The sequence below is a fragment of the Ruminococcus sp. NK3A76 genome, from assembly GCF_000686125.1.
Taxonomy (GTDB): domain Bacteria; phylum Bacillota; class Clostridia; order Oscillospirales; family Ruminococcaceae; genus NK3A76.
This window is the reverse complement of record NZ_JMMA01000002.1, coordinates 1,989,109-2,011,633: the sequence shown is the minus strand read 5'-3', so window position 1 is coordinate 2,011,633 and position 22,525 is coordinate 1,989,109. Positions and strand designations below refer to the sequence as shown.

Here is a 22,525-nt window from a genome sequence, read left to right as displayed (position 1 = left end):
GCATAACAATGAGTGCAAGCAAAGATACCGTTGAATTTCTCATAAGGGCAAAACGTGCTACCTATGCAGGCAAGGGCAGCGAGACAACGCCGTCAAGAACTGCTTCTCATGACCTTGTGTACAGGGAAGGGGATATGATGTACTACGACACATATCTCGGAGGTGAGTGTTTTGCAGGCGAGGAAGCGCTGTGGAAAGCCGGCGTACCCTTCTGGAGCATGAATTATATCGGCAGGGTCTTGAGCGATGATTTCAGCGGTGACTTTTTAAAGCAGGCTTTGCTGAATGTGCCGTCTGATATGCCTTACAGAGGACCGCAGAGTTTCTCTGAGGGAGATCACACATACTCGTGCGAAGTTACCGGTGATTTTGAGTGGTTTCAGGGCAAAGAGTTTATCTGCTATAAAAACGAAAAGATATATGAATGCGTCTTCCACGGCGGACTTATAAGATAGCCTTTCATGATCATATACAACTAAAAAAAAACGGAGGAAAAATAAAATGAGTGAAAATACAGTTACCCTTGCGCACGGCGCAGGCGGCAGACAGACAAGCGAGCTGATAGAAAAGGTGTTCAAGGCACACTTTTCAAACCCTGAGTTCACAGCAGACGATGCTGCTGTGCTGCCTAAGATAGACGGCAGGCTCGGCTTTACGACTGACGGATTTATCGTCTCGCCCTGGAAGTTCAACGGCGGAAATATAGGCAAGCTCTCTATCTGTGGCACAGTAAACGACCTTTCATGCATGGGGGCTAAGCCTAAGTATATGACCTGTGCATTCGTTATTGAGGAGGGCTTCTCTCTCGATGCGCTTGAGGAGATAGCTGCTGCTATGGAAAAGACAGCCGCTGAGGTCGGTGTCAAGATAGTTGCAGGCGACACAAAGGTCGCAGGCAAGGGTCAGGTGGACGGTGTGTTCATAACCACTACCGGCATGGGCGAGATAATCGAGGGCGCTGACACCTCGGGCAAGTATGCCAAGCCCGGCGATGCCATAATCGTTACCGGCGATGTGGGCAGACACGGCTGCACTATCCTGCTTGCAAGAGACACCTACGGCATCGAGAGCGATGTTGACAGCGACTGCGCACCGCTCTGGGGCACAGTCGAGGATATGCTCTCCGTAACAAAGGACATACACGTTATCCGTGACGCTACAAGAGGCGGTGTCGGCACTGTGCTCTACGAGATAGCTGAGCAGAGCGACGTTGGCATAAGCCTTGACCAGACAGCCATACCTGTTGATGAGAGGGTAAAGGGCGTGTGCGGCCTGCTGGGTCTTGAACCGCTCTATCTTGCCTGCGAGGGCAGACTGGTCATCTTCGCACCGGCTGACAAGGCTCAGGCGATAGTTGACAAGCTGCACGAGGGCAAGTATTCAAAGAATGCCGCTATCATCGGCAGAGTTACCGAGGAGAACAAGGGCAGAGTTATCCTTGAAACAGAGATAGGCACACAGACTATCCTCCCTCAGCCCAAGGGTGAGCTGCTCCCGAGGATCTGCTGATGCTGCACCTTCTCAGGTGTGATTTTGCGCTCATATGAATATAATTCTATAGCGCCTTGTCACATATTAACTTATGCTAACTGTGAAATATAACAAATATGCACTATTTATATTGTCGTTTTTGCGAAAAAGATATTCAAGGGGCTTAAATCCTATTGACAAAATGTAAAAATAATGTTATATTTATTAATAGTGATTTGTGTAATATTTTATTAAAATTTTTGGATATTACATCAGGAGGTAAGTTTATGGCAGAAAGCAGATTTATAAAAACAGTTGTGTTCGGCGGCTACGATAAGGCTGACGTTGACAAAAGGCTTGAATATCTGTATACACAATACTATGATATGAAGAATGAACTCAGAGAGACAAAGCTGATGCTCGCAAAGCTCAGAGACGGCTCGGACGAAAAGTCGGCATCTGATTCGGTGCTTGCTACCGAGAGGGCAAAGCTCACAGAGTTCCAGGTGAAGAATGAGACTTTGAGTGAAAAGCTCAAATCCACCGATGAAGATAACAAGGCCAAGGAAAAAGAGATAGCTGATCTTAAGGAAAGGCTGAAGACAGCTGAGGATTCTCTTGCTGATGCCACAACTAAGCTCCAGGGCGCACAGGGCGGCGGAGATGCTGCAGTGCTCGGCGTTGTATTCGCAGAGGCTCAGAAGTCTGCAAATATGATCCTTCAGCAGGCACAGAAGCAGGCTGATGACCTTGAAGCAGATTCCCAAAAGCTTGCAGCCAATACTGTTGCAGAGGCTAACAACAAGGCTGCAAAGATAGTTTACGATGCAGAGGTAAGGGCTGCAAAGCTCACGGCCGATGCAGAGAACAAGTCCTCCGAGATGGAGGTCGCTTCCGAGAATATGAAGGCTACGATGCTCGCCGATGTGAACAAGATCGGCAGCGAGATAGACAAGCTCAAGGAGCTGCTTGATGAGTTTAACAACACAGCCGGCAAGATGACATCTGACGCACAGGATCTTGTTACGAACACTGCCAAGGAGCTCAAGGCAGGCGGCGTTCCGATATTCCGTGAGGCAGCAAAGGTCGAGGCCAAGCTCCCCGATGCACCTGTATATGAGGAGGTAGACAATACCTATAATACCGGTGTCAGCGAGGAAGACAAGAAAAAGAGCGAGGATCTTGACAAGCTCAAGGCTATGGCGGCGGCTATCAACGGCAGCAGCGCTAAGAAGGCTGAGGAAAAAGCGGAAGCAAAGTCCGAGCCCAAGGCTGAGGAGCAGCCCAAGAAGAGCGGCGGCCTTGATGACCTTCTCAAAAAAGCAAAGGCTATCAAGTAAGCTGATGACCTTTATCATTTATTCCAGTTCAATCAAGAGGAGTTGTAATTTTACATGAGTGCAAAGGAAATTATCATTGTAAAACCTGATAAATGCGTGGGCTGTAATTCCTGCGTAAGAGTCTGCCCCGCTCCCGAGGCAAATATTACAAAAATGCTTGATGACGGCAGATTTGTAACTACCGTCAACCCTGAAAAGTGTATCGCCTGCGGCGAGTGCGTAAGAAACTGCTCGCACGGCGCAAGAGACTACATAGACGATACCGAGGCTGCTATGACAAAGCTCAGGAGCAGCAAGATGATAGTTCTTGCTACACCTGCTATCAAGACGGTTTTCCCGACCAAGTGGAAGGGCATACTTGACTGGTTCAAGTCAAAGGGCTGCCTTATATACGACGTATCATTCGGTGCTGATATCTGCACATGGGCTCACCTCAGAGCTATCGAGCAGAAGAAGGTCGGCAACGTCATCACACAGCCCTGTGCAGCGATAGTAAAGTATATCGAGATATACCAGCCCAAGCTGCTCAATAACCTGTCTCCTATACACAGCCCTATATCCTGTGCTGTGACCTATATCAAGAAATACTTAAGGCGTGATAATCCGATAGCTGTTCTCTCGCCCTGTATCGCTAAGAAGACAGAGTTTGAAGAGACAGGCATCGTTGATTTCAACGTTACCTTCGCAAAGCTCGAGGAGTATTTTGATAAGAACGGCATCAAGGTAGCTACCAACCCCGCAAACGACTTTGAATACAAGTTCGAGGAGATGCAGGGCCAGGTGGGTGCAGTATATCCCCGTCCGGGCGGCCTTCGTGATAATCTCTGGCTGCATGACCCGGATATAAACGTTACTACATCAGAAGGTGTCCGCAAGGTATATCCTGAGCTTGATATGTACGCTCAGATGCCTGACTTCAAGCACCCTGAGGTGTTCGACGTTCTTTCCTGTGAGTTCGGCTGTAACGTAGGCCCCGGCACAGGTTCAAAGCAGTCGATGTTTGACGTTATGGCTACCATGAGAGAGATCGAGAAGGAAGCCAAGAAGAGGCGTAAGACCGGCGTTTTCGGCGGCGGCGCTGACAAGCTCTTTGAAAGATTTGACAAGGAACTCAAAGTCTCCGACTTTATGAGAACATATAAGGCAGTTACTCCTACTCCGCCCCCGACAGAGAAGCAGCTCGATGCTGTATTCGAGATGATGGGCAAGCATACCGAGACAGAGAGGAATTTCGACTGTCATGCCTGCGGCTACAAGTCCTGCCGTGAGATGGCAACTGCTATTTGCAGAGGTCTCAACACTGCCGATAACTGCGTAGTTCATGCAAAGACTGTTCTTACTGCAAGACACAGCGAACTGACAAGACAGCACGAGCTGCTCTCAGAGATCACGAGCGAGTGTCTCACACTTTCCGATAGTCTTAAGCAGGATCTTGCAAATATCAATGCCAACATGGATACGATAGGCGATTCTACTTCCAAGACAAGCGACAGAGCATCTACAGTTAATGAGCTGCTTGAAAGTGTTATCACATTCTGCAAGGGCAACTCCACTATGGATGCAGGCAGCGTCGGCCAGCTCGTTGAGATACTTGAAACAACTCTCGATGCATTCAAGGATCTTGACAACAACGTAAACGTTACTAACGAGAGCTCTGATATTATCCGCAAGTCGATAACTGAGATAAGCGGCCTTGTTGATAACATCAACGACAACCTCAAGAAGGCAGAGCGCAAGAAATAATTTACAAAATATTCAAAACACAACAGCCGCATATCATTCGTTTTACCGGGTGATATGGCGGCTGTGATTTTTAAAACATTTGGGAGGTGAGCTGCTGTGGGTGAAGATATCGCAAAAAAGAAAAGGCGGCTCGCTTCTGAGATAATGTCGCTTTCTGTTGCAGCACTGCTGCTCAATATGCGCTTTTTTGCAAGAGCGGTAAACAGACTTCCGCTCAGCCCGACAGGTGACCGCTTTGTCTGCGACGGCAGAAGGCTTATCTATGACCCGGACAGAGTGCTTTCAAGATATAAGGCAGGGGAGCGCCTGCCGCTGCATGACTATATGCATATGCTGATGCACTGTATTTTCAGGCATTTCAGCGTGGGCGAGAGGACGCAGCGCAGATACTGGGACCTTGCCTGCGATATTGCAGCCGAAGCATTGATTATAAAGACGGCATACGCTTTCTGCGAGGTCGATAACATCGACCGCAAGCGTGCTGCTATAAGAAAAATCGAGGCAAAGGCCGGGCTTGCAACGGCTGAGAGGGTCTATTCCTACCTGTCGCAGGGTGGAGCTGATGATAACGAGATAAGACAGCTCGCTTCACTTTTCGCAGTCGATGACCATAATGTGTGGTACTCAGGCCGCAGGGGCGAGTTTGAGGACGAGAAGAAAGAGCGCACGCTGCCAATAGGCGCAAATGAGCAGTCGCAGCAAGAGCTTGAAAAAGCCCACGGCGGCGAGGGCGGCAGGGTGTCTGACGAGCAGGAACAGCAGCCCGGTGAGGACAGTGACACTCAGCAGACGGTCGAGCAGCGATCGGTGAGCAGCGAGCCGCTAAAGCCAAAAGACCCCACGCTTGAAGACTGGTTCGAGCAGCACCGCATCAGAGAGGAGCAGCAGCTTGCAAAACAATGGGAGGACATCTCAAAGCAGATAAGCGAGGAGCTTGACAGCTTTTGCAAAAAGCCTGGCGATGAGAGCAGGTATCTTAGCGATGCACTTTCAGAAGTGAATCGTGACAGATATGACTATACAGCCTTCCTGCGGCGGTTTGCAGTGTCGGGCGAGATAATGAAAGCCGATGAGGAGAGCTTTGACGTGGGCTTTTACAGCTACGGGCTCTCGCTTTACGGCGATGCGGCGCTTATCGAGCCGCTTGAATACAAGGAGACCCGTGCGATAAAGGAATTCGTCATTGCTATCGACACATCAGGCTCAGTAAGCGGCGAGCTTGTAAAGAGCTTTATCGGCAAGACCTACAGCATACTCAAAAACGAGGAGAGCTTTTTCACAAAGGTGCGTATCTACATTATCCAGTGCGACACCGAGGTGAGAGAGGCAAAGCTGATAACTGACAGCGCTGAGCTTGAAGACTATATCAGCAATTTCGAGACAAAGGGTCTCGGCGGCACTGACCTGCGGCCTGTGTTTGACTATGTTGCAGAGCTTATAGATAAGGGCGAGCTAAGGGAACTCAGGGGGCTTGTGTATTTTACAGACGGGTTTGGCGAGTTTCCGCAAAAACGCACGCCTTATGAGACAGCGTTTGCCTTTATGCGCAGCGACTACGAGCACGGCAGGCCTGACAGGATACCGCCCTGGGCGTTAAAGGTCATCTTAGAGGAGGACGAGCTTTTATATGGATAATATATTTGACATACAAGACGGCGTGCTTGTGAAATTCACAGGCTCGGGAGAGGTTCTGATACCCGACAGCGTAACAGAGATAGGCGACAGCGCCTTTGCCTGCTGCGAGGGGCTGACCGGCGTTACTATCCCAAAAAGCGTTACAGTGATAGCCCAGCACGCATTCCGCAGCTGCCCGTCGCTTGCCAAGGTCACATTCAGCGAGGGGCTCAAAGAGATATGCCGCTTTGCATTCTGCGAGTGCGGTATGCTAAGAGAGCTCGACCTGCCGCAGAGCCTTGATGTGATAGGCAACTCGGCTTTCCGTATGTGCGATATGCTCGAACGAATCTCTCTGCCCGAAACTATGGAGAGGATAGGTGAGAGCGCATTCTCAGACTGCGGCAGCATAAAAAACATCATCTTCCCTGAGGGGATAGATATGATAAGAAAGCGCACCTTCTCTGATTGCAGATGCCTGACAGACATCACGATTCCCGAGGGCGTGTGCGCTATCGACGACCTTGCGTTTGAATACTGCTCGTCGCTGAAAGAAGTAGCTCTGCCCTCAACTGTCAAAAGTATCGGCAGAATGGCCTTTTCTGACTGCTCGTTGCTTGTCAGGATAGATATGAGCGATGATGTCAGCGAGATAGGCATGAGCGCATTTTATAAAACACCGCTTACCGGCGCCGGCGGCTTTGTCATAATGGGCAACGGCGTGCTTGTGAGCTTTGGCGGCGGTGATGAGGATATCACAGTTCCCGACGGGGTAAGGATAATCGGCGAGGGGGCTTTCTCAGGCAATGAGAGCCTTAAGCGCATCACCTTGCCGGAAAGCGTTATCAGGATATCGGATATGGCGTTTGAGCACTGCCGCTCTCTTGAAAGCGTGAACCTGCCTTCCGGGCTTTTGCAGATAGCCAAGGGGGCGTTCACCGGCTGCTGCTCACTTGATAGCCTTGCTCTGCCGGACTGCCTTGAAAGAATAGGCGCAGATGCATTTTACGACACGGCTATGCTCACCGCAGACAGCCGTGAGATAGTTATATATAACGAAAAATACCTCTACCGCTGCTCTGTCACACAGGAGACATATTCGGTCCCGGAGGGGATAACGGTGATAGCTGACGGTGCGTTTGCAGGTGCTTTCGGTATTACGTCGCTGACACTTCACGAAGGTCTCAGGGCCATAGGTGATGCGGCCTTCAAGTGGCTCAGCGCCCTTAAAACGATAACCATCCCCGACAGTGTCAGATATATTGGCAGCGAGGCATTTATGAGCTCATACGGGCTGCATACTGTCATGCGGCTCGGCGACAGGGCGATAGGCGAGGGGGCTTTCCCTCACGGCTCTAAGCTGACCCTTACCGACAACGGCAGGGAGCTCTGTGTCGTGCTCGTTGATGACACATCAGGCTCATCACCACTGTTTGACTTCGTGAGAGAGCCCTCTGCTGCGAGCTTTGAAGCACTTGAATATGACGAATATCTGATACCCGTGTCGGCGGCGTATTATGATATGCTGCCCGAGTGCAGGGAGTATCTGAAAGAAAACATCACGCTTGCTGTCTGCTATGCGGTCAACCTCAAAGACGATGCGCTGCTCGGCAGGCTGCTGGCACTTGACATAGCAGATGCCGGCGTGCTCGATGACTGCATAGGCTATGCCATAGCCCACGAGAGGATAGACGGGCAGATGATACTTATGCGCAAGAAAAACGAGCTGCTTGCAGGCAGCGATGTGTCGCACATAGTTGACGACAGGTTCAGCCTTTGATAAGGAGGGCTTTTGTTTGAATATCAAAAATGCGAAAAAACAGATAGCTTCCACTGTCAGGGCATATCTTGCAAAGGACAGCGAGGGAAGATATCTTATACCGCCGCACAAGCAGCGGCCGGTTTTCCTTGTCGGTGCGCCAGGTATCGGCAAGACGGAGATAATGTCGCAGATAGCCTCTGAAATGGGTATCGGGCTTATTTCCTACTCGATGACTCACCACACAAGGCAGAGTGCGATCGGCCTGCCGATAATAAAACACAGGCAGTACGGCGATGAGGAGTTTGATATCACAGAATATACGATGAGCGAGATAATCTCATCTGTCTATGAGCTTATGGAGAGCTCAGGTGTGAAAAACGGGATACTCTTCCTTGATGAGATAAACTGCATATCCGAAACGCTCATGCCGATAATGCTCGGCTTTTTGCAGTATAAGGTCTTCGGCGGCCATAAGCTGCCCGAGGGGTGGGTCGTTGTGACGGCAGGAAATCCGCCTGAGTATAATTCGAGCGTCAGGGAGTTTGACATAGTCACCTATGACAGACTAAAGCTCATAGAAGTCTCGCCTGAGCTCGATGCGTGGAAGGAATACGCCTACGCCTGCGGAGTACACAGCGCAGTTATCACATATCTGGAGATAAAGCCGCAGAATTTCTACAAGATAGAGAGCTCGTCAGGTGTCAGGAGATTTGTCACCGCCCGTGGCTGGGACGACCTCGGCCGTGCGCTCGGCGCTTATGAGCAGCTCGGCATTGCTGCCGATAAGGAGCTGATAGGCCAGTATATCCGCATAGATGCGATAGCAGAGGATTTTGCGGTGTATTATGAGCTGTATAACAAATACAGGAGCGACTATAAGGTGCAGGCTGTGCTCTCAGGCGATGCCGGGGAGGATATAAAGCAGCGTGCTAAGAATGCGGCGTTCGATGAGAGATATTCGCTGCTCGGGCTTATCCTTGAAGCGCTCAGAGAGCGGACTGCAAGGGTGCTTGAACAGGAGGAACTGATAAGCGGCCTCAAAGAAGTGCTCGCAGGCATAAAGCAGCAGAAAGATGCCGATATATCCGCTATTCTCAGAGCCGCACAGGCTGACTGCCGTGAGCGGCGGGAGCGTCTTAAGGCCTCAGGCGGCCTATCTGAGTATAAAGACAGGCTGCTGTCACGTCAGGCAGATGCTCTTTCAGAGCTTTCGGCGGTGGCAGACGGGGGCTTTGAAGCAGTCAGCGCTGCATATTCAGGCAGGGTGGAGCAGTTCAAGGCGCAGGTGAGCGAAGTAAGAGATGCCCACTCGAATATGTTCTCATTCTGTGAGGAAGTCTTCGGTGCAGCGCAGGAGCTGCTGATACTTGTCACCGAGCTCGCTGCAAGCCCTGTAAATGCGAGATTTATAGCGCATTACGGGTGCGATGATTACTACAGGTATGACAAGCAGCTGATGTTCGGCGAAAGGCGTCAGGGCATAGTCAGCGAGATAGAAGATTTACTTGCTGAGTGAAAATGTTAAAATTAATAGGTATTTTTGAAAATTTGCATAAAATATCCGGATTTTACTTGACATATGTAGGTAAAAATGATATAATTATACTATATAGGTATGCCGAGTATTTATGGCGGAATATATAAATTCATTCCTGTTCAGACCGAGCAGGAGTTAAGGATAGGAGAGCTGTATATGCAATGCGAATACTGTCAGGCAAATATCAGGACAGGCAGTGCGGTCTGTCCCGAATGCAGAAGGCTCGTAAAGTATAATGTCCTTGGCTTCGGCAATACAAAGCGTGTGCAGCAGGCACTGAGCGAGCTTGTTGCCGAGCAGAGCGAGAGGATAAAGAATGTCGATATCTTCTGCGCCATGCTGAGGGACTACCTGCCCGACTATGATGTCGAGCGAACGATCCTTGAAAAGGCTGTAAGAGCAGGGGCGCTTACTGATATACTCAAGGCTTTTGATAAGAAAGAGGAGTTTTCAAACGTCCGTGACAAGCTGACAAGAAAGTTTGAGATGAGCGGCAGTGAGACTGAGTTCGTGCTTGCCTCTCTCGGATATATGATGGGCTTCGGATATCCGTCTTCGATGATGGTAAAGGAGTCGCCCAAGAAGGAAAAGAAGGAAAAGAAAGGCCCGACGGCGATAAATTTCGATCTTAAGGTCTTCGGAAGGATAGATGCCTTCAAGAACCGTATAGCAAGACACGTCGTTGTCAAGGAGGGCTTTACAAAGCTCGACGGCTACTGCTTCGACGGCTACGGCTTTATGAGAGACGTTGAGCTCCCCGATACGCTTTTGCAGATAAGCGAGTATGCTTTCTCAGACTGCAAGAAGCTCGAGGAGATCAGGATCCCCAAGTCGGTCAAGAAGGTAGAGAAGGGTGCGTTCAATGCGTGCGTTTCTCTTAAAAGAGTGAGCCTGCCGGACGGTATACTCGATATAGGCGATAATACCTTCTTCTGCTGTACATCGCTCGAACAGGTGAGGATCCCTGATTCGGTCAACAGCATAGGCGAGAATGCATTCTCGGGCTGCGGCGCACTCAGGACGATCGTTGCATCGGGCAACATCAAATTCATAGATGAAAACGCATTTTCATATTGCCCCCAGCTTACTGTGGTGTGTACGGAAAATTCGTATATTCATAAATACTGTATCCAGAATAAAGTAAAATTCAAGACCCTGGCTGTCGGAACACCTCTGCCGGGCGAAGACGAAATGGAGGAATGATCCGCATGACGGAGCTTAGTATAGGACAGGAAGTTGAACTCGAACTCGGAGGTAAGGCCAAGGTCGCAGGCATTATAGGCAGCGGCGGTCAGGGTACTGTATACCTGGTCGAGTATAACGGAATGAAGTGGGCGCTCAAATGGTACGACATCAGCAAGATGAAGGACCCAGAGCAGTTCAAGGCAAATATCAAGAGAAATATCAACGACGGCGCACCGAGCAATAAGTTCATATGGCCGAGATACCTCACAAAGAATACTGAGGACGGCACATTCGGTTATCTCATGGAGCTTAAGCCCGAGAGTTTTGACAGCTTCGTTGATATACTCAACACCTACAAGCTCAAGGTTGACCCGCTCACAGGCAGGGCTCAGAAGGAGCCTGTAAGATTTACAGACCTTAAGGCAATGGTCACAGCCTGCATCAATATAGCTAACGCTTTCAGACAGCTGCACAGAGCAGGTAAGAGCTATCAGGACCTTAACGACGGCGGCTTCTTTATCAATACCGATACAGGCGCTGTTTTAGTCGTTGACTGCGATAATATCGCACCTGACGGCGCAAACTTCGGCATAGGCGGTAAGCCCGGCTATATGGCGCCTGAGATAGTAAGAGGTATCGCAAAGCCTGATACCCAGACGGATAAGTATTCGCTGGCGGTAGTTCTTTTCAAGCTGCTGTTCAGAGGCGACCCTATGGAGGGCGAGAAGGTCATCAAGGACGTGTGCCTTACCGAGGCTGCCGAGCTTAAGCACTACGGCGCTGAGGCAGTGTTCGTGTATGATCCTGACAATACCACTAACAGACCTGTTAGAGGTATCCACGACAATGTTATCAAGTTCTGGAGGATATATCCCGATTATATCAAGAATGCGTTCATCAAGTCATTTACCGAAGGCCTTAATGACCCGAACAAGAGAATAATCGAGAATGAATGGCAGCAGCTGTTCATGAGACTCAGAACAGAGATAATCGCCTGCACCTGCGGCAGAACGAACTTCACCTCGATGTTCGAGATGCAGGACAGCACAACATACAGATGCCCCAAGTGCGGCATGACATTTGCAACTATAGGCTTCTCGGATAAGGACTACCGTCTGCCGCTCTACATAGGCTCTAAGTTCTATGAGTGCGATATTGAGAAGAATTCCGACGACTTTATCGGCATTGCCGGCGAGCTTGTTGAGAATAAGCTCAAGCCCGGTGTGCTCGGTATAAGAAACAGCTCGGAAAAGACCTGGAACGTCAGGATGCCTGATAACCAGTTCTATAAAGTAGACCCCGGCAAGGGCTGCCCGATATGGCCCGGCCTTGAGATCGACTTCGGAGATGTTACGGCTAAGATCTGACGTCGGACATCGCTAAATAAATTACATTTTCTAAAATTGAAAAGGAGCATTGGATATGAGCAAGAAAAATAAGGGTAATAACCCCGGCAAGGCAGCAGAGGAGCAGCAGGCTGTCGTAGAGGAAACTGCTGCTGAGAACACTGCGCCTGCAGATGATCTTGATGATATGTTTGATTTTGATGATGACCCGCTGGGTGCAACAGGCGTTTCGAGAAAGAGCCTTGTTATCTTCTTCCTGATCGATACATCAGGCAGTATGAAGGGCACCAAGATGGGTGAGCTCAATACCGTTATGGAAGAGCTCGTGCCTGAGATAAGAAAGGTCGGCGAGGCTGATACAGAAGTCAAGCTCGCAGTTCTGACTTTCGCGACAGACGTTAAGTGGATGTATTCAGAGCCTATCGCTATCGAGGACTTCGAGTGGGCAAGACTTTCGGCTAAGGGCGTTACCAGCATGGGCGCTGCATTCAAGGAGCTCAACACAAGAATGTCGAGAAACTCCTTCCTTAACTCGCCTTCGCTTTCATTCGCACCTGTAATATTCCTTATGACAGACGGCTATCCTTCTGACGATTATAAGGAAGGCCTTAAGGAGCTCGCTACAAACAGCTGGTATAAGTTCGGCCTTAAGGCTGCGCTCGGTATCGGCAACGAGGCTAACGACGATATGCTCGCTGAGTTCACAGGCAGCGCTGATACAGTCGTTCATGCATATTCGGGTAACCAGCTCGCACAGATGATCAAGATCGTTGCTGTTACAGCATCTCAGATCGGCTCTAAGAGTATGACTCTTGCTGACCAGAATGACGCTGAGCTCAGCGATGAGGACGTTTATGCTTCCAAGCAGAAGATGCTCGGACAGCAGATCCAGGAGCTTGTAAATAAGAACGAATCAGATGACGTTTCCTTCGATACAGGCTGGTGATGACACCTAAACTTATAGACATAGAAGGGACGTTGATCGATCATGTTCAATGGTTTTAGCCACTCAGTTATGGGTGCGAGCCACCAAAAGAGAAATATTGTATGTCAGGACAGCTCGGCATTCAAGGTCGGCAACGGCTTTGCCGCAGCAGTGGTCGCTGACGGTCACGGCAGTAAAAAGCACTTCAGATCAAACATAGGCTCGCAGTGCGCTGTTGAAGCAGCTGTTGAGACAATAGAGCGTTTTTATGCCGACCCCGACGAGTTCGACCGCAATTTTAAGGAAAGACACAAGAGCATTGTGAAATGCATAGAAAAGCAGATAATAATGCGCTGGAACGACAAGGTGCTCGACCACCTTGCAAAGACACCCCTTACCTCTGATGAGCTCAATAAGTTCAGCCCTGAGGAGTTTGAGGAGATCCCGCCTGAGTCATACTATGGCACAACACTTGTCGCTGCTGTTGCTGCAAGGGGTTATACCTTCGGCTTCCAGATAGGCGACGGAAGCCTTGTAGCTGTGTTTGAAGACGGCGAGACATCTATGATAATGGACTACGAGGAATCCAACCCGGCAAACATTACATCAAGTATGTGTAATGCTCTTGCTGCGGATATGTTTGATTCGTTCTATGTTCCGGACAAGAAGCTGCTTTGTATATGCGTTTCTACCGACGGCCTTTATACCAGCTTCGGCAGCGATAATGACTTCCTCGACTATCACACGATAATCGCAGGTCAGCTCGCAAATCCTGACGCGTTCATGGGCTCGCTTAAGAATAACCTCGTTAAGCGCTCGCATTTCGGCACAGAGGATGATATATCCCTCTCGTGCGTATACGACGAGGAGCTCGCAAAGTCTAATAATGACGTGATAAGGGCAAAGATCGCTGAGAACAAGCGTCTTGCAGCCGAGAGACGAGCAAGCGTGCTGAAAAGATAATTAGTACAAATTAACGGACTGTCAAGGAAGACAGTCAACAAAAGGCGGTGTTAGCCTTGAAATTAGGCGATTTTTATAAATACGCAACAGAAAATGCTATGCGAATGAGGTTTGCAAGACCGCAGCTTGCAGACTGTAACGCAGCATTTGTTACAAACGAGAAGGACGAGGTGTTTACCTGTATCTCGGGTATAACGATACAGAACGGCGACGTCGTTGACGTTCCTGCTGACACATCGGCCTATGCTATGATGAAGGACGCAGGGTATGATATTGCAAAGAATATCTGCGTTATCAGACTTTCGGACGATGAGCTTTTGTATCCGTCTGTCGAGTGTATGGATATAATGCTTGCACTCAACAGCGCCAACAAAAAGTGCATGGTCTGCCTTGGCCCCGATAAGGAGATCACTGTGAGTGCTTCTCTTAATATCGTTGACAACAGGCCTGTTGACCTGACAGAGCCTGAGGACGAGCCGGAGCCTGAGATAACTGCTCCTGAAATAGCTGACGAAGAATATACCGAGACTCCCGAGCAGCCTGAGATGGACGAGATATCCACTGAGCCGCAGATGGAGGAACTCACTGTTCCTGCTATGAACGAGATAGCTGCACAGCCTGAGGAGCCTGCGGCAGATGCTGAGCAGGCTGAAGAAACAGCTGAGGAAGAAGCAGAGACGGAGGAGGCAGCCGAGGCAGAACAAGCCAAAGCCGCTGAGGACGATATTCCTGCACTTCCTGATGATATGTCTATGTTCATGGACGGATTTGATTTCTCCGCACCCGAGGAGCAGGAAACTACCCCCGAGGACGAGGAAAAGGCTCTCGAAGAAAAGAGAGCAAGGCAGAGAGCCGCTCAGGAGGCCGTTGAAAAGAAGCTCGCCGAGAAGAAGGCAGCCGAGGCCGCAAGCGGTGTAGAAAAGGTATCCATTGAGGAAAACAACCCGTTCGCTGCTACGAGCGATGCGGTAACTCCTGTTGAAGATACGCTTGCAGTATTTGAAGACGTTGCAAGCGGCAAGGCCGACAGCTTCAAGCCCAAGGACGAGATAGATGCAAAGCCGCTCATCTCACCCGAGGAGCTTTTAAAGCAGGCCAAAAGACGCAAGAAGGTCGCAAAATCGAACTTCTTTTTCAGAAAGAAAATGTAATTTCAAACCGCCCACAGTGTTATGCTGCGGGCGGTTTTTGTATGACTCTTACAGGCACAAAAAAGCCGCCCCGAAAGGGACGGCTGAAAACTTACTATTTGAAACTGATGCCGACGTTTACCTTACTGTACATCTTAAGCATCGTTTTCTCCTTGGTCATCTTGAAAGCAAAAAGTGTTCCAAGCACACTTATCAGCGAGCATACTATACCTACTGCGATGCCTGCGCCGCCGCCGACTAAGGCAATTGAAACGCCCCAGATGACAATAAGTGAGATAAGGATTATAGGCAGGCAGAACGAAACAACTGACCTCTCCTTGACTTTAAGATACTGCTGTATCTCCTTCTTGGAAAAGCTGTCATAATGCCTTGCAAGGAAGGTGTCGGGGTGAGCCCACTTGCAGAAATCCTTTATCGTATTAAACCTTGCAACGAAATTCTGCCCTGTTCTTGTAACGCGGTAATCAACAATGATACCATCAGATTTCTCGGTGGTATCCATTATATGAACAAGCGTACCGGCTTTAGCCTGCCCGCTCATTGTTTTTGTAACAACATACTTGCAGTCGATAGCGTCGTCAATACTGTAAAGCATAAATGCCATAACATTTTCCTCCTGTAACGGTAGATTTATCTGAAATAAAGGATCATATAACTGTATTAAAAAACAGATAGAAACAGATCAGCTATATTTTCGGTTACTATACAATATTATACCACTTTTAATTCGTATTGTCAATAATAAGAAGGCCGAAAAATTGACTTTTTAATAAAATTATTCACTCAATCGTGTAAATTTCGGTATTTTTACTCAAACAAGTTTGATATTATCAAATGTCGGCTCAAAAACTGCTGTAAATAAGTCTTACTGTGCATCATATAGTGCTCTATGCTTGACAAAGGCGGCGTTAGTATAGTATAATAAACTCAAACGGAAATATTTGTTTGGGGGTGTGTGCGTGACTGATCTGAAAAAGAGAAAAAAGAGAAGAAAAAAACTGCTCAAATCGAAAAAGGGCGGAGTGGTCGCTTCATTTTTTGTGTTTATTATATTTGCGGCGATGCTTTTATCACTTTTTGTTGTTATGGCTTCAATGACCTCTGAAGCGTCGATAAAAAACACTCTGATCGCTGAGCTTGACAAGGCAACGATAGTAAGAAGGTCCTATGCCTCCAATGACGGAGACGAAGCCATCGGTATTCTTGAAAAAAGCGAGATAGACTATATTCTTCTTGACAAGCAGGGGAATGTGATAAGCCAGTCAGGAAAGGATACAAGAAAGAAAAGAGGCGGTAAATTCCTTCACGCAACGAGCTTTTCGTCTGAGGATGAAACTCTTAGTAATGATGAGCTTTTGAAGAAGTATACATATACTCTTTACGGCGATTCTGAGAATGATGTGATCAGCATAGATGAAGTGCCTGAGGATGAGCCTCTTGATGAGGCAGACCCGATAGATATAAACGGATTCAGATTCTTTAAAGAGGTAATACGCACTTTGGATTCATCTGATGTCAACGGTGACCCGTCAGATGGCAGTGATGACTTTTCCGAAGGCTTCAAGGACGGCTACAACAAAGACCAGCGGCCTGTCGATATGAAGGCTATCATGGAAGAAAAGGATTCTGTGCAGCTTCCTGTCTGGGTACAGATGGATATTCCTGAAAAGGAACAGACTGTTTATTTCAGATGCGTTATATCCATGAATATTTTAAATCTCTCGTTTCTGATCGAGCTGCTTGTGTTCTCCGGCGTAGTTATTGCTATAATGTTTATAGCGTTTATCGTTATGATCATAAGGGGCTTGCTCAATATACGCAGGATGCGCAACCTTCTCTTTACTGATATAAAGGTAGACGGCCGCAACTGGCTGTGGTTTGTATATAATGCCGAGAGCACACTTTCAAAGCACAAAAATGCCAATAAGAACTTTGCGCTCATCGACCTTGAATTTATCGGATACAGGCGTTTTTGTGTCTGCAACTCGGTGGACGAGGGCGAGGTCTTACTCAAAAACGTTGCTAAAAAGCTGAGAGGCTATGTTGATAAAAAGGAGCTTTGTGCTCACAATGCAGAGGACAGCTTTGCGCTCATGCTAAGATACACCGATGATGAGAGCTTTAAAAACAGACTGGAGATGATCCTTTCGGCTCTGAGTGATACTGTGCAGAATAATTCGCTTGCATTCCACGCAGGTGTGTTCCTGCTGCCTGCACTCGACGGCGGCTTCTTCGCAAAAAGAAAGAACGTCGATACAGAGACAGACTTTATAAACGCCTCTGCTGCCTGTGCAACACTCGCAGACAATAGCGGCAATGCTGTGATGTTCTATAACGACAAGCTGGTCGAGGAGCAGAAGTGGATAAACACTGTAACGCAGACCCAGCAAAAGGCGCTTGATAATGAGGAATTTATAGTATACTATCAGCCCAAGTATGACCCACGCACTCATGAGCTCAGGGGTGCCGAGGCACTTATAAGGTGGCAGTCGCCCGAATACGGCTTCCTTTCACCGTATAAGTTCATACCGATATTTGAAAACAACGGCTTTATCACCAAGATAGACCACTACATGATATCCCATGTTGCAAGAGACCAAAGAAAATGGCTCGACCTGGGGCTTAAGTGCGTGCCTGTGTCTGTCAATGTTTCGAGAGCGCATTTTATCGAGAGCGACCTCGCCGAGCAGATAAGGGATATAGTTGACGCAGAAGGTACACCGCACGAGTACATCGAGATAGAGCTTACCGAGAGTGCGTTCTTTGATGACAAGGACGCTATGGTCGAGACTATAAACAGGCTCAAAGGCTACGGCTTTGCTGTGTCTATGGATGACTTCGGCTCTGGCTATTCATCGCTCAATTCGCTAAAGGATATGCCGCTTGATGTGCTCAAGCTCGATGCTGAGTTCTTCCGTGGCGAGGCTGCCGACACCGAGAGAGGCGAGCTTGTGGTAAGCGAGGCTATAAGGCTTGCAAAGAACCTTGATATGCGCACTGTCGCAGAGGGCGTCGAGGTCAAGGAGCAGGTGGAATTCCTGGCATCGCAGGGGTGCGATATGATACAGGGCTACTATTTTGCAAAGCCCATGCCGCATGACGAATACGAAGAACGCATAAGAAAAGGCAGAAGTGACGGAAAAGACGAGGAGAGTTTAAATAATGAATGATAACCAGAATACCGTCAGACTTAAATACCTGCTGCCCTTTCGCAGTATAGTTTTCCTGCTGATATTCATTGTCGGCGCAGCTGTCACGGGCAAGCAGGTCAAAGAGATAGGCAGTTGCTGGTCGATAGCGGCAAGTGCTGTGAATATCGTGACGATACTGCTTATCGTCCTGCTTGCAAAAAAGGCAGGCACAGACTTCAAAGAGCTAATGTCTCTTGAAAAGGGCAAGAATACTGTTAAGAAGACTGTCCTTATTTCGCTTGGCCTTGCGATGATAGGTATGTCGGGAATGTATCTTGCAGGCTTTGTTTGCTACGGCTCGTTCATGCCTGAGGTGTCACTCGATATCGCAGCACCGATAGCAGTTCCGCTGGCGGTTATGAATCTTATCATTCTGCCATTGACTGTTCCCTTTGCAGAGGACGGGCTTTACCTCGGCTGCGGGGTAGGGTGCATAAAGAACAAATATGCAAGCATCATTGTGCCGGCATTTTTCTATGCGCTTCAGCACTGCTTTATACCGACAGTGTTTGATGCAAGGTATATGATATACCGCTTTATCTCATTCCTGCCGCTGACGGTCATATTCTGCATATACTTCCGCAGAAAAAGAGACCCTCTGCCGATACTTATAAGCCACGCTCTGCTTGATATGAGCACGGCTATGCTCATACTCATTACATCGGCAGTACCCGGGCTTTATGACAGCTGGCGTGAGATGATATGATAAAGATATGAGTCTTAAGAAAAAAATATTTTTCAAAACCCCTTTACTTTCATAATGTAATGTGCTAAAATAGGTATGTAGGATTTTTACGCTTTACATCATGAAATAGTAAAGGGTTTTTTAAGAGAGGTTTTTATTATGAGAGAAAAACTGGAGATAAATAATCTTGACGACCTCTATGAGGCAATACTTACACTTGAAACTGTAGAGGAATGCAGGCTCTTTTTCAAGGACTTATGCACAGTTCCCGAGCTTAAGGCGCTCTCGCAGCGCTTCAAGGTGGCGCAGATGCTCACCGAGAACCACGTCTACAGTGATATAGTAGGGGCTACAGGAGCATCTACTGCAACTATCAGCAGAGTAAACCGCTCGCTCTCATATGACGGGGCAGGCGGCTACTGCATAGCCTTTGACAGACTTAAGGGCAAGAAAAAGGGCGATAAGTAATGGCATATTCGCAGTTCGCTTACTTTTATGACAAGCTGCAGGGCGAGGTCGATTATACAGGCATCGCTGATTTTATCGACAGGCAGGCAGAGCGGTTCGGCGCAAGGCGTGAGATACTTCTTGACATGGCCTGCGGCACCGGCACGCTTTGCGAGATAATGGCCAAAAGAGGCTATGACGTTATCGGCACAGATGCATCTAATGAGATGCTCTCCTGTGCGCTTGATAAGAAATACGACAGCGGTCTGCCGATACAGTATCTCAACCAGAGCATGACCGGGCTTGATATGTTCGGAACGATCGATATCACCGTATGCACGCTCGACAGCATAAACCACCTGAGCTCGCTCGATGAGATAAAGACGGCGTTTGAAAAGGTGTCGCTCTTTGCATTTCCGGACGGTATGTTTATTTTTGATATGAACACCCTCTACAAGCACAGGGAGATACTTGGCAGCAACACCTATGTCATTGACACCGAGGGGCTTTACTGTGTGTGGCAGAATGAATACAGCGAAAGTGACGGCTCGGTGGATATCACGCTCGACTTTTTCGAGCAGGGCGATGACGGCAGGTATGAACGCTTTGGCGAGAGCTTTACGGAGATAGCGTTCGATGCAGCAGTTATTGAACAGGCGCTTATTGATGCCGGCTTTGAGATACTTGACAGCTTTGATGATTATACAGACAAGCCGGTAACGGAAACTACACAGAGAATAGTATATGTGTGCAAAAAGAAGATAAAGGAATGAGCATAAATGGGCAGGATAGTAAGGGTAATAAGCAAGGACGCATCTGTTGTATGCTCGGCTATTGACGGCAAGGACATAGTCGGCGAGATAGAGCGTATACATAAAACATCAGCAGTTGTTACAGCTGCACTCGGCAGGCTCTCGCTCGGGGCATCGCTTATGGGCTTCGGGCTTAAGGGCAAGGACGACACGGTGACGGTTCGTCTTAACGGCGACGGCCCTGCAGGTGCGCTTATCGCAGTCGCTGACAGCTTCGGCAATGTCAAGAGCTATGTGCAGAACCCAGTGGTAGAGCTTCCGTTAAACAGCTACGGCAAGCTCGATGTCAGAGGTGCAGTCGGCAGGAACGGTACTCTTTCGGTCGTAAAGGACTTAGGCCTTAAGGAGCCGTATTCGGGGCAGGTGCCTATAGTTTCGGGTGAGATAGCTGAGGATATCACAAGCTACCTTGCTGTGTCTGAGCAGATACCGAGCGTGTGCGCTTTGGGCGTGCTCGTGAACCCCGACCTGACTGTTGCTAACGCAGGCGGCTATCTTATCCAGCTGCTGCCCTTTGCGCCGGAGAGTGCAATTGACGTGATTGAGAATAATATCAAAAACCTTAAGTCGGTAACGCAGCTCTATTCGCAGGGCATGACTGTTGACGAGATAGCTTTGAAGACTCTCGAAGGTTTGGAGCCGAATATCCTTGATGATTTTGAGGTAAACTATAAGTGCGACTGCTCCCGTGACAGGGTGTCAAGAGCACTCCAGTCGATAGGCGAGGCCGACCTCAGAGAGATGGCAAATGACGAAATAACCGAGGTACAGTGCCACTTCTGCGATAAGGTATACCGCTTCACAAGTGCCGAAGTTGAGGCTCTTATAAAAAAATGAAAAAAATTTTGAAAAACCCCTTGACAAATCGAAAGATATAGTGTATAATAAATAAGTCGCCTGACAGGGAAGCCTGTAGGGCGCAAATGTGGAAGCTTAGCTCAGCTGGGAGAGCATCTGCCTTACAAGCAGAGGGTCATAGGTTCGAGCCCTATAGTTTCCACCAAATGGCCGGGTAGTTCAGTTGGTTAGAACGCCAGCCTGTCACGCTGGAGGTCGTGGGTTCGAGCCCCATTCCGGTCGCCATTTAATATTTTAAACAAGCGGATTTAGCTCATCTGGTAGAGCGCCACCTTGCCAAGGTGGAGGTAGCGAGTTCGAGCCTCGTAATCCGCTCCATATTTTAGGCGCTATAGCCAAGTGGTAAGGCGTAGGTCTGCAACACCTTGATCGCCGGTTCAAATCCGGCTGGCGCCTCCAGATTTCCCCTTAACTTTTGGTTAAGGGGCTTTTTCATAAGCAAAAACAGAGCCGGAGGAAAAGCTGTGGCAATAAATACAAAAGGTAAGCGAAAGGTGATTTTTAATGATGAGGTATACTATTGGTTCGTCAGGATAGAGAAGGACGGCAGTCATAGGATACATATCATGTCAGAGAATAAAAGATTTGACCGGGTATTCCCAATGGCGGACACGGAAGTTCCGGTCACATCAGGATATATCTGTAAGCTCCTGAGAAAAGGAGAATGAATTGCTCGAAAAAGCGGTGATAAAATGAAAACAATAGCGATCATAACCGGTGCTGCCGGAGGGCTGGGCAGTGAATTCACAAAACAGCTCTACAATGAAGTCGATGAGATATGGGCTATAGGGCGAAATGTCGCAAAGCTTGATGCGCTCAAGAAAACCCTCGGCGACAAGGTCAGGGGCTTTTCTGTTGACCTGTCAGACCCTGATAACCTCTCGGTGATAAGCGATGAGCTTGAAAAGGGCGAGTATGAGGTGAGGTGGCTAATAAACAATGCAGGCTCGGGGCGCATGGCACGCTCTGATAAGCTTTCGGCATCGGAGATATCCTCGCATATCAACACACATAACACCTCGGTGGCGATGCTTTGCAATATCTGCATACCCTTTATGAAAAAGGGCTGCCATATCCTGAATATATCCTCGCAGTCGTCGTTCCAGCCGGTGCCGTATATAAATCTTTATGCGGCATCAAAGGCATTCACTCTTTCATATTCAAGGGCGCTGAATGTAGAGCTTAAAGACACAGGCATTACCGTGACTGCCTGCTGCCCCGGGTGGATAAAGACCGATCTCTTAAAGGAGGAAATAAACGGTGTTAAGATAAAATTTCCTCACATGGCGCAGCCTGCCGACGTTGCACGCAAGGCGATAGCTGACGCAAGAAAGGGCAGGGATATGTCGGTCTACGGGGCATATGTAAAGACGATGCAGTTTTTTTCGAAGTATTATCCGCACAGACTGATAATGAAATTCTGGATGATGGGCATAGGAAAATACATAAAATAAGAATACTGCGATCAAAACAGCATACAATATACTAAAAACCGC

20 protein-coding genes and 4 tRNA genes are annotated in these 22,525 nt (G+C 48.4%); 23 read left to right on the top strand and 1 reads right to left on the bottom strand.

Features of this window, described 5'->3' with window-relative positions; genetic code table 11:
• Nucleotides 1–8 precede the first annotated feature (8 nt).
• The 12 genes from CD05_RS0109400 to CD05_RS0109345 all read left to right on the top strand — a co-directional run bounded on the left by CD05_RS0109400 (nucleotide 9) and on the right by CD05_RS0109345 (nucleotide 15,036).
• Nucleotides 9–455 (top strand): DUF5680 domain-containing protein, encoded by a 447-nt coding sequence (locus CD05_RS0109400; RefSeq protein WP_028510289.1) that lies wholly within the window; start codon nucleotides 9–11, stop codon nucleotides 453–455.
• Between the two features lie 46 nt (nucleotides 456–501).
• Nucleotides 502–1,509, top strand: coding sequence for a hydrogenase expression/formation protein HypE (gene hypE / locus CD05_RS0109395; protein WP_028510288.1), 1,008 nt, complete (start codon nucleotides 502–504; stop codon nucleotides 1,507–1,509).
• Between the two features lie 248 nt (nucleotides 1,510–1,757).
• The gene (locus CD05_RS0109390) at nucleotides 1,758–2,810 is read left to right on the top strand and encodes a hypothetical protein (protein WP_028510287.1); all 1,053 of its coding nucleotides are present in this window, start codon (nucleotides 1,758–1,760) and stop codon (nucleotides 2,808–2,810) included.
• Nucleotides 2,811–2,864: 54 nt separating this feature from the next.
• The gene (locus CD05_RS0109385; RefSeq protein WP_028510286.1) at nucleotides 2,865–4,553 is read left to right on the top strand and encodes a [Fe-Fe] hydrogenase large subunit C-terminal domain-containing protein; all 1,689 of its coding nucleotides are present in this window, start codon (nucleotides 2,865–2,867) and stop codon (nucleotides 4,551–4,553) included.
• Between the two features lie 96 nt (nucleotides 4,554–4,649).
• Complete coding sequence (locus CD05_RS0109380) at nucleotides 4,650–6,188, top strand: VWA-like domain-containing protein (protein WP_051588917.1); 1,539 nt, start codon at nucleotides 4,650–4,652, stop codon at nucleotides 6,186–6,188.
• Nucleotides 6,181–7,947, top strand: coding sequence for a leucine-rich repeat domain-containing protein (locus CD05_RS0109375; protein ID WP_028510284.1), 1,767 nt, complete (start codon nucleotides 6,181–6,183; stop codon nucleotides 7,945–7,947). Before CD05_RS0109380 ends, CD05_RS0109375 begins: the two co-directional genes overlap by 8 nt.
• Nucleotides 7,948–7,963: 16 nt before the next feature.
• A complete protein-coding gene (locus CD05_RS0109370) occupies nucleotides 7,964–9,445 on the top strand; it encodes a MoxR family ATPase (protein WP_028510283.1) in 1,482 nt (493 codons plus the stop codon).
• A gap of 177 nt (nucleotides 9,446–9,622) precedes the next feature.
• The gene (locus CD05_RS18120) at nucleotides 9,623–10,669 is read left to right on the top strand and encodes a leucine-rich repeat domain-containing protein (protein ID WP_051588916.1); all 1,047 of its coding nucleotides are present in this window, start codon (nucleotides 9,623–9,625) and stop codon (nucleotides 10,667–10,669) included.
• Nucleotides 10,670–10,674: 5 nt separating this feature from the next.
• Complete coding sequence (locus tag CD05_RS0109360; protein WP_028510282.1) at nucleotides 10,675–12,018, top strand: protein kinase; 1,344 nt, start codon at nucleotides 10,675–10,677, stop codon at nucleotides 12,016–12,018.
• Between the two features lie 55 nt (nucleotides 12,019–12,073).
• A complete protein-coding gene (locus CD05_RS18115; RefSeq protein ID WP_084262149.1) occupies nucleotides 12,074–12,943 on the top strand; it encodes a VWA domain-containing protein in 870 nt (289 codons plus the stop codon).
• 42 nt (nucleotides 12,944–12,985) lie between these two features.
• Complete coding sequence (locus CD05_RS0109350; protein ID WP_242841249.1) at nucleotides 12,986–13,885, top strand: PP2C family serine/threonine-protein phosphatase; 900 nt, start codon at nucleotides 12,986–12,988, stop codon at nucleotides 13,883–13,885.
• A gap of 56 nt (nucleotides 13,886–13,941) precedes the next feature.
• Nucleotides 13,942–15,036 carry a hypothetical protein gene (locus CD05_RS0109345; RefSeq protein WP_028510280.1) on the top strand — a complete coding sequence of 365 codons (1,095 nt, stop codon included), beginning with the start codon at nucleotides 13,942–13,944 and terminating at the stop codon, nucleotides 15,034–15,036.
• A gap of 94 nt (nucleotides 15,037–15,130) precedes the next feature.
• Here CD05_RS0109345 and CD05_RS0109340 read toward each other — a convergent pair whose 3' ends face one another.
• Nucleotides 15,131–15,640, bottom strand: coding sequence for a hypothetical protein (locus tag CD05_RS0109340; RefSeq protein WP_028510279.1), 510 nt, complete (start codon nucleotides 15,638–15,640; stop codon nucleotides 15,131–15,133).
• Nucleotides 15,641–15,995: 355 nt separating this feature from the next.
• Here CD05_RS0109340 and CD05_RS0109335 point away from each other — a divergent pair, with 355 nt between their 5' ends.
• The 11 genes from CD05_RS0109335 (at nucleotide 15,996) to CD05_RS0109285 (ending at nucleotide 22,483) form a co-directional block, all read left to right on the top strand.
• Nucleotides 15,996–18,206, top strand: a complete 2,211-nt coding sequence (locus tag CD05_RS0109335) for an EAL domain-containing protein (protein WP_028510278.1) — start codon at nucleotides 15,996–15,998, stop codon at nucleotides 18,204–18,206.
• Nucleotides 18,199–18,933, top strand: coding sequence for a CPBP family glutamic-type intramembrane protease (locus tag CD05_RS0109330; RefSeq protein ID WP_051588915.1), 735 nt, complete (start codon nucleotides 18,199–18,201; stop codon nucleotides 18,931–18,933). Before CD05_RS0109335 ends, CD05_RS0109330 begins: the two co-directional genes overlap by 8 nt.
• 138 nt (nucleotides 18,934–19,071) lie before the next feature.
• Nucleotides 19,072–19,380 (top strand): YerC/YecD family TrpR-related protein, encoded by a 309-nt coding sequence (locus tag CD05_RS0109325; protein WP_028510276.1) that lies wholly within the window; start codon nucleotides 19,072–19,074, stop codon nucleotides 19,378–19,380.
• Complete coding sequence (locus CD05_RS0109320) at nucleotides 19,380–20,132, top strand: class I SAM-dependent methyltransferase (protein ID WP_028510275.1); 753 nt, start codon at nucleotides 19,380–19,382, stop codon at nucleotides 20,130–20,132. The genes CD05_RS0109325 and CD05_RS0109320 overlap by 1 nt, the downstream gene beginning before the upstream one ends.
• Before the next feature lie 6 nt (nucleotides 20,133–20,138).
• Entirely contained in the window at nucleotides 20,139–21,008 is an 870-nt protein-coding gene (gene hslO / locus CD05_RS0109315; RefSeq protein ID WP_028510274.1) for an Hsp33 family molecular chaperone HslO, read from the top strand.
• 90 nt (nucleotides 21,009–21,098) lie between these two features.
• Nucleotides 21,099–21,174: transfer RNA gene (locus CD05_RS0109310), tRNA-Val, on the top strand.
• A gap of 3 nt (nucleotides 21,175–21,177) precedes the next feature.
• Nucleotides 21,178–21,254: transfer RNA gene (locus CD05_RS0109305), tRNA-Asp, on the top strand.
• 17 nt (nucleotides 21,255–21,271) lie between these two features.
• Nucleotides 21,272–21,347, top strand: a tRNA-Gly gene (locus CD05_RS0109300).
• A gap of 7 nt (nucleotides 21,348–21,354) precedes the next feature.
• Nucleotides 21,355–21,428: transfer RNA gene (locus CD05_RS0109295), tRNA-Cys, on the top strand.
• A gap of 65 nt (nucleotides 21,429–21,493) precedes the next feature.
• A complete protein-coding gene (locus CD05_RS20340) occupies nucleotides 21,494–21,697 on the top strand; it encodes a hypothetical protein (RefSeq protein WP_028510273.1) in 204 nt (67 codons plus the stop codon).
• A 24-nt stretch (nucleotides 21,698–21,721) separates the two neighbouring features.
• The gene (locus CD05_RS0109285) at nucleotides 21,722–22,483 is read left to right on the top strand and encodes an SDR family NAD(P)-dependent oxidoreductase (protein WP_028510272.1); all 762 of its coding nucleotides are present in this window, start codon (nucleotides 21,722–21,724) and stop codon (nucleotides 22,481–22,483) included.
• Nucleotides 22,484–22,525: the final 42 nt, after the last annotated feature.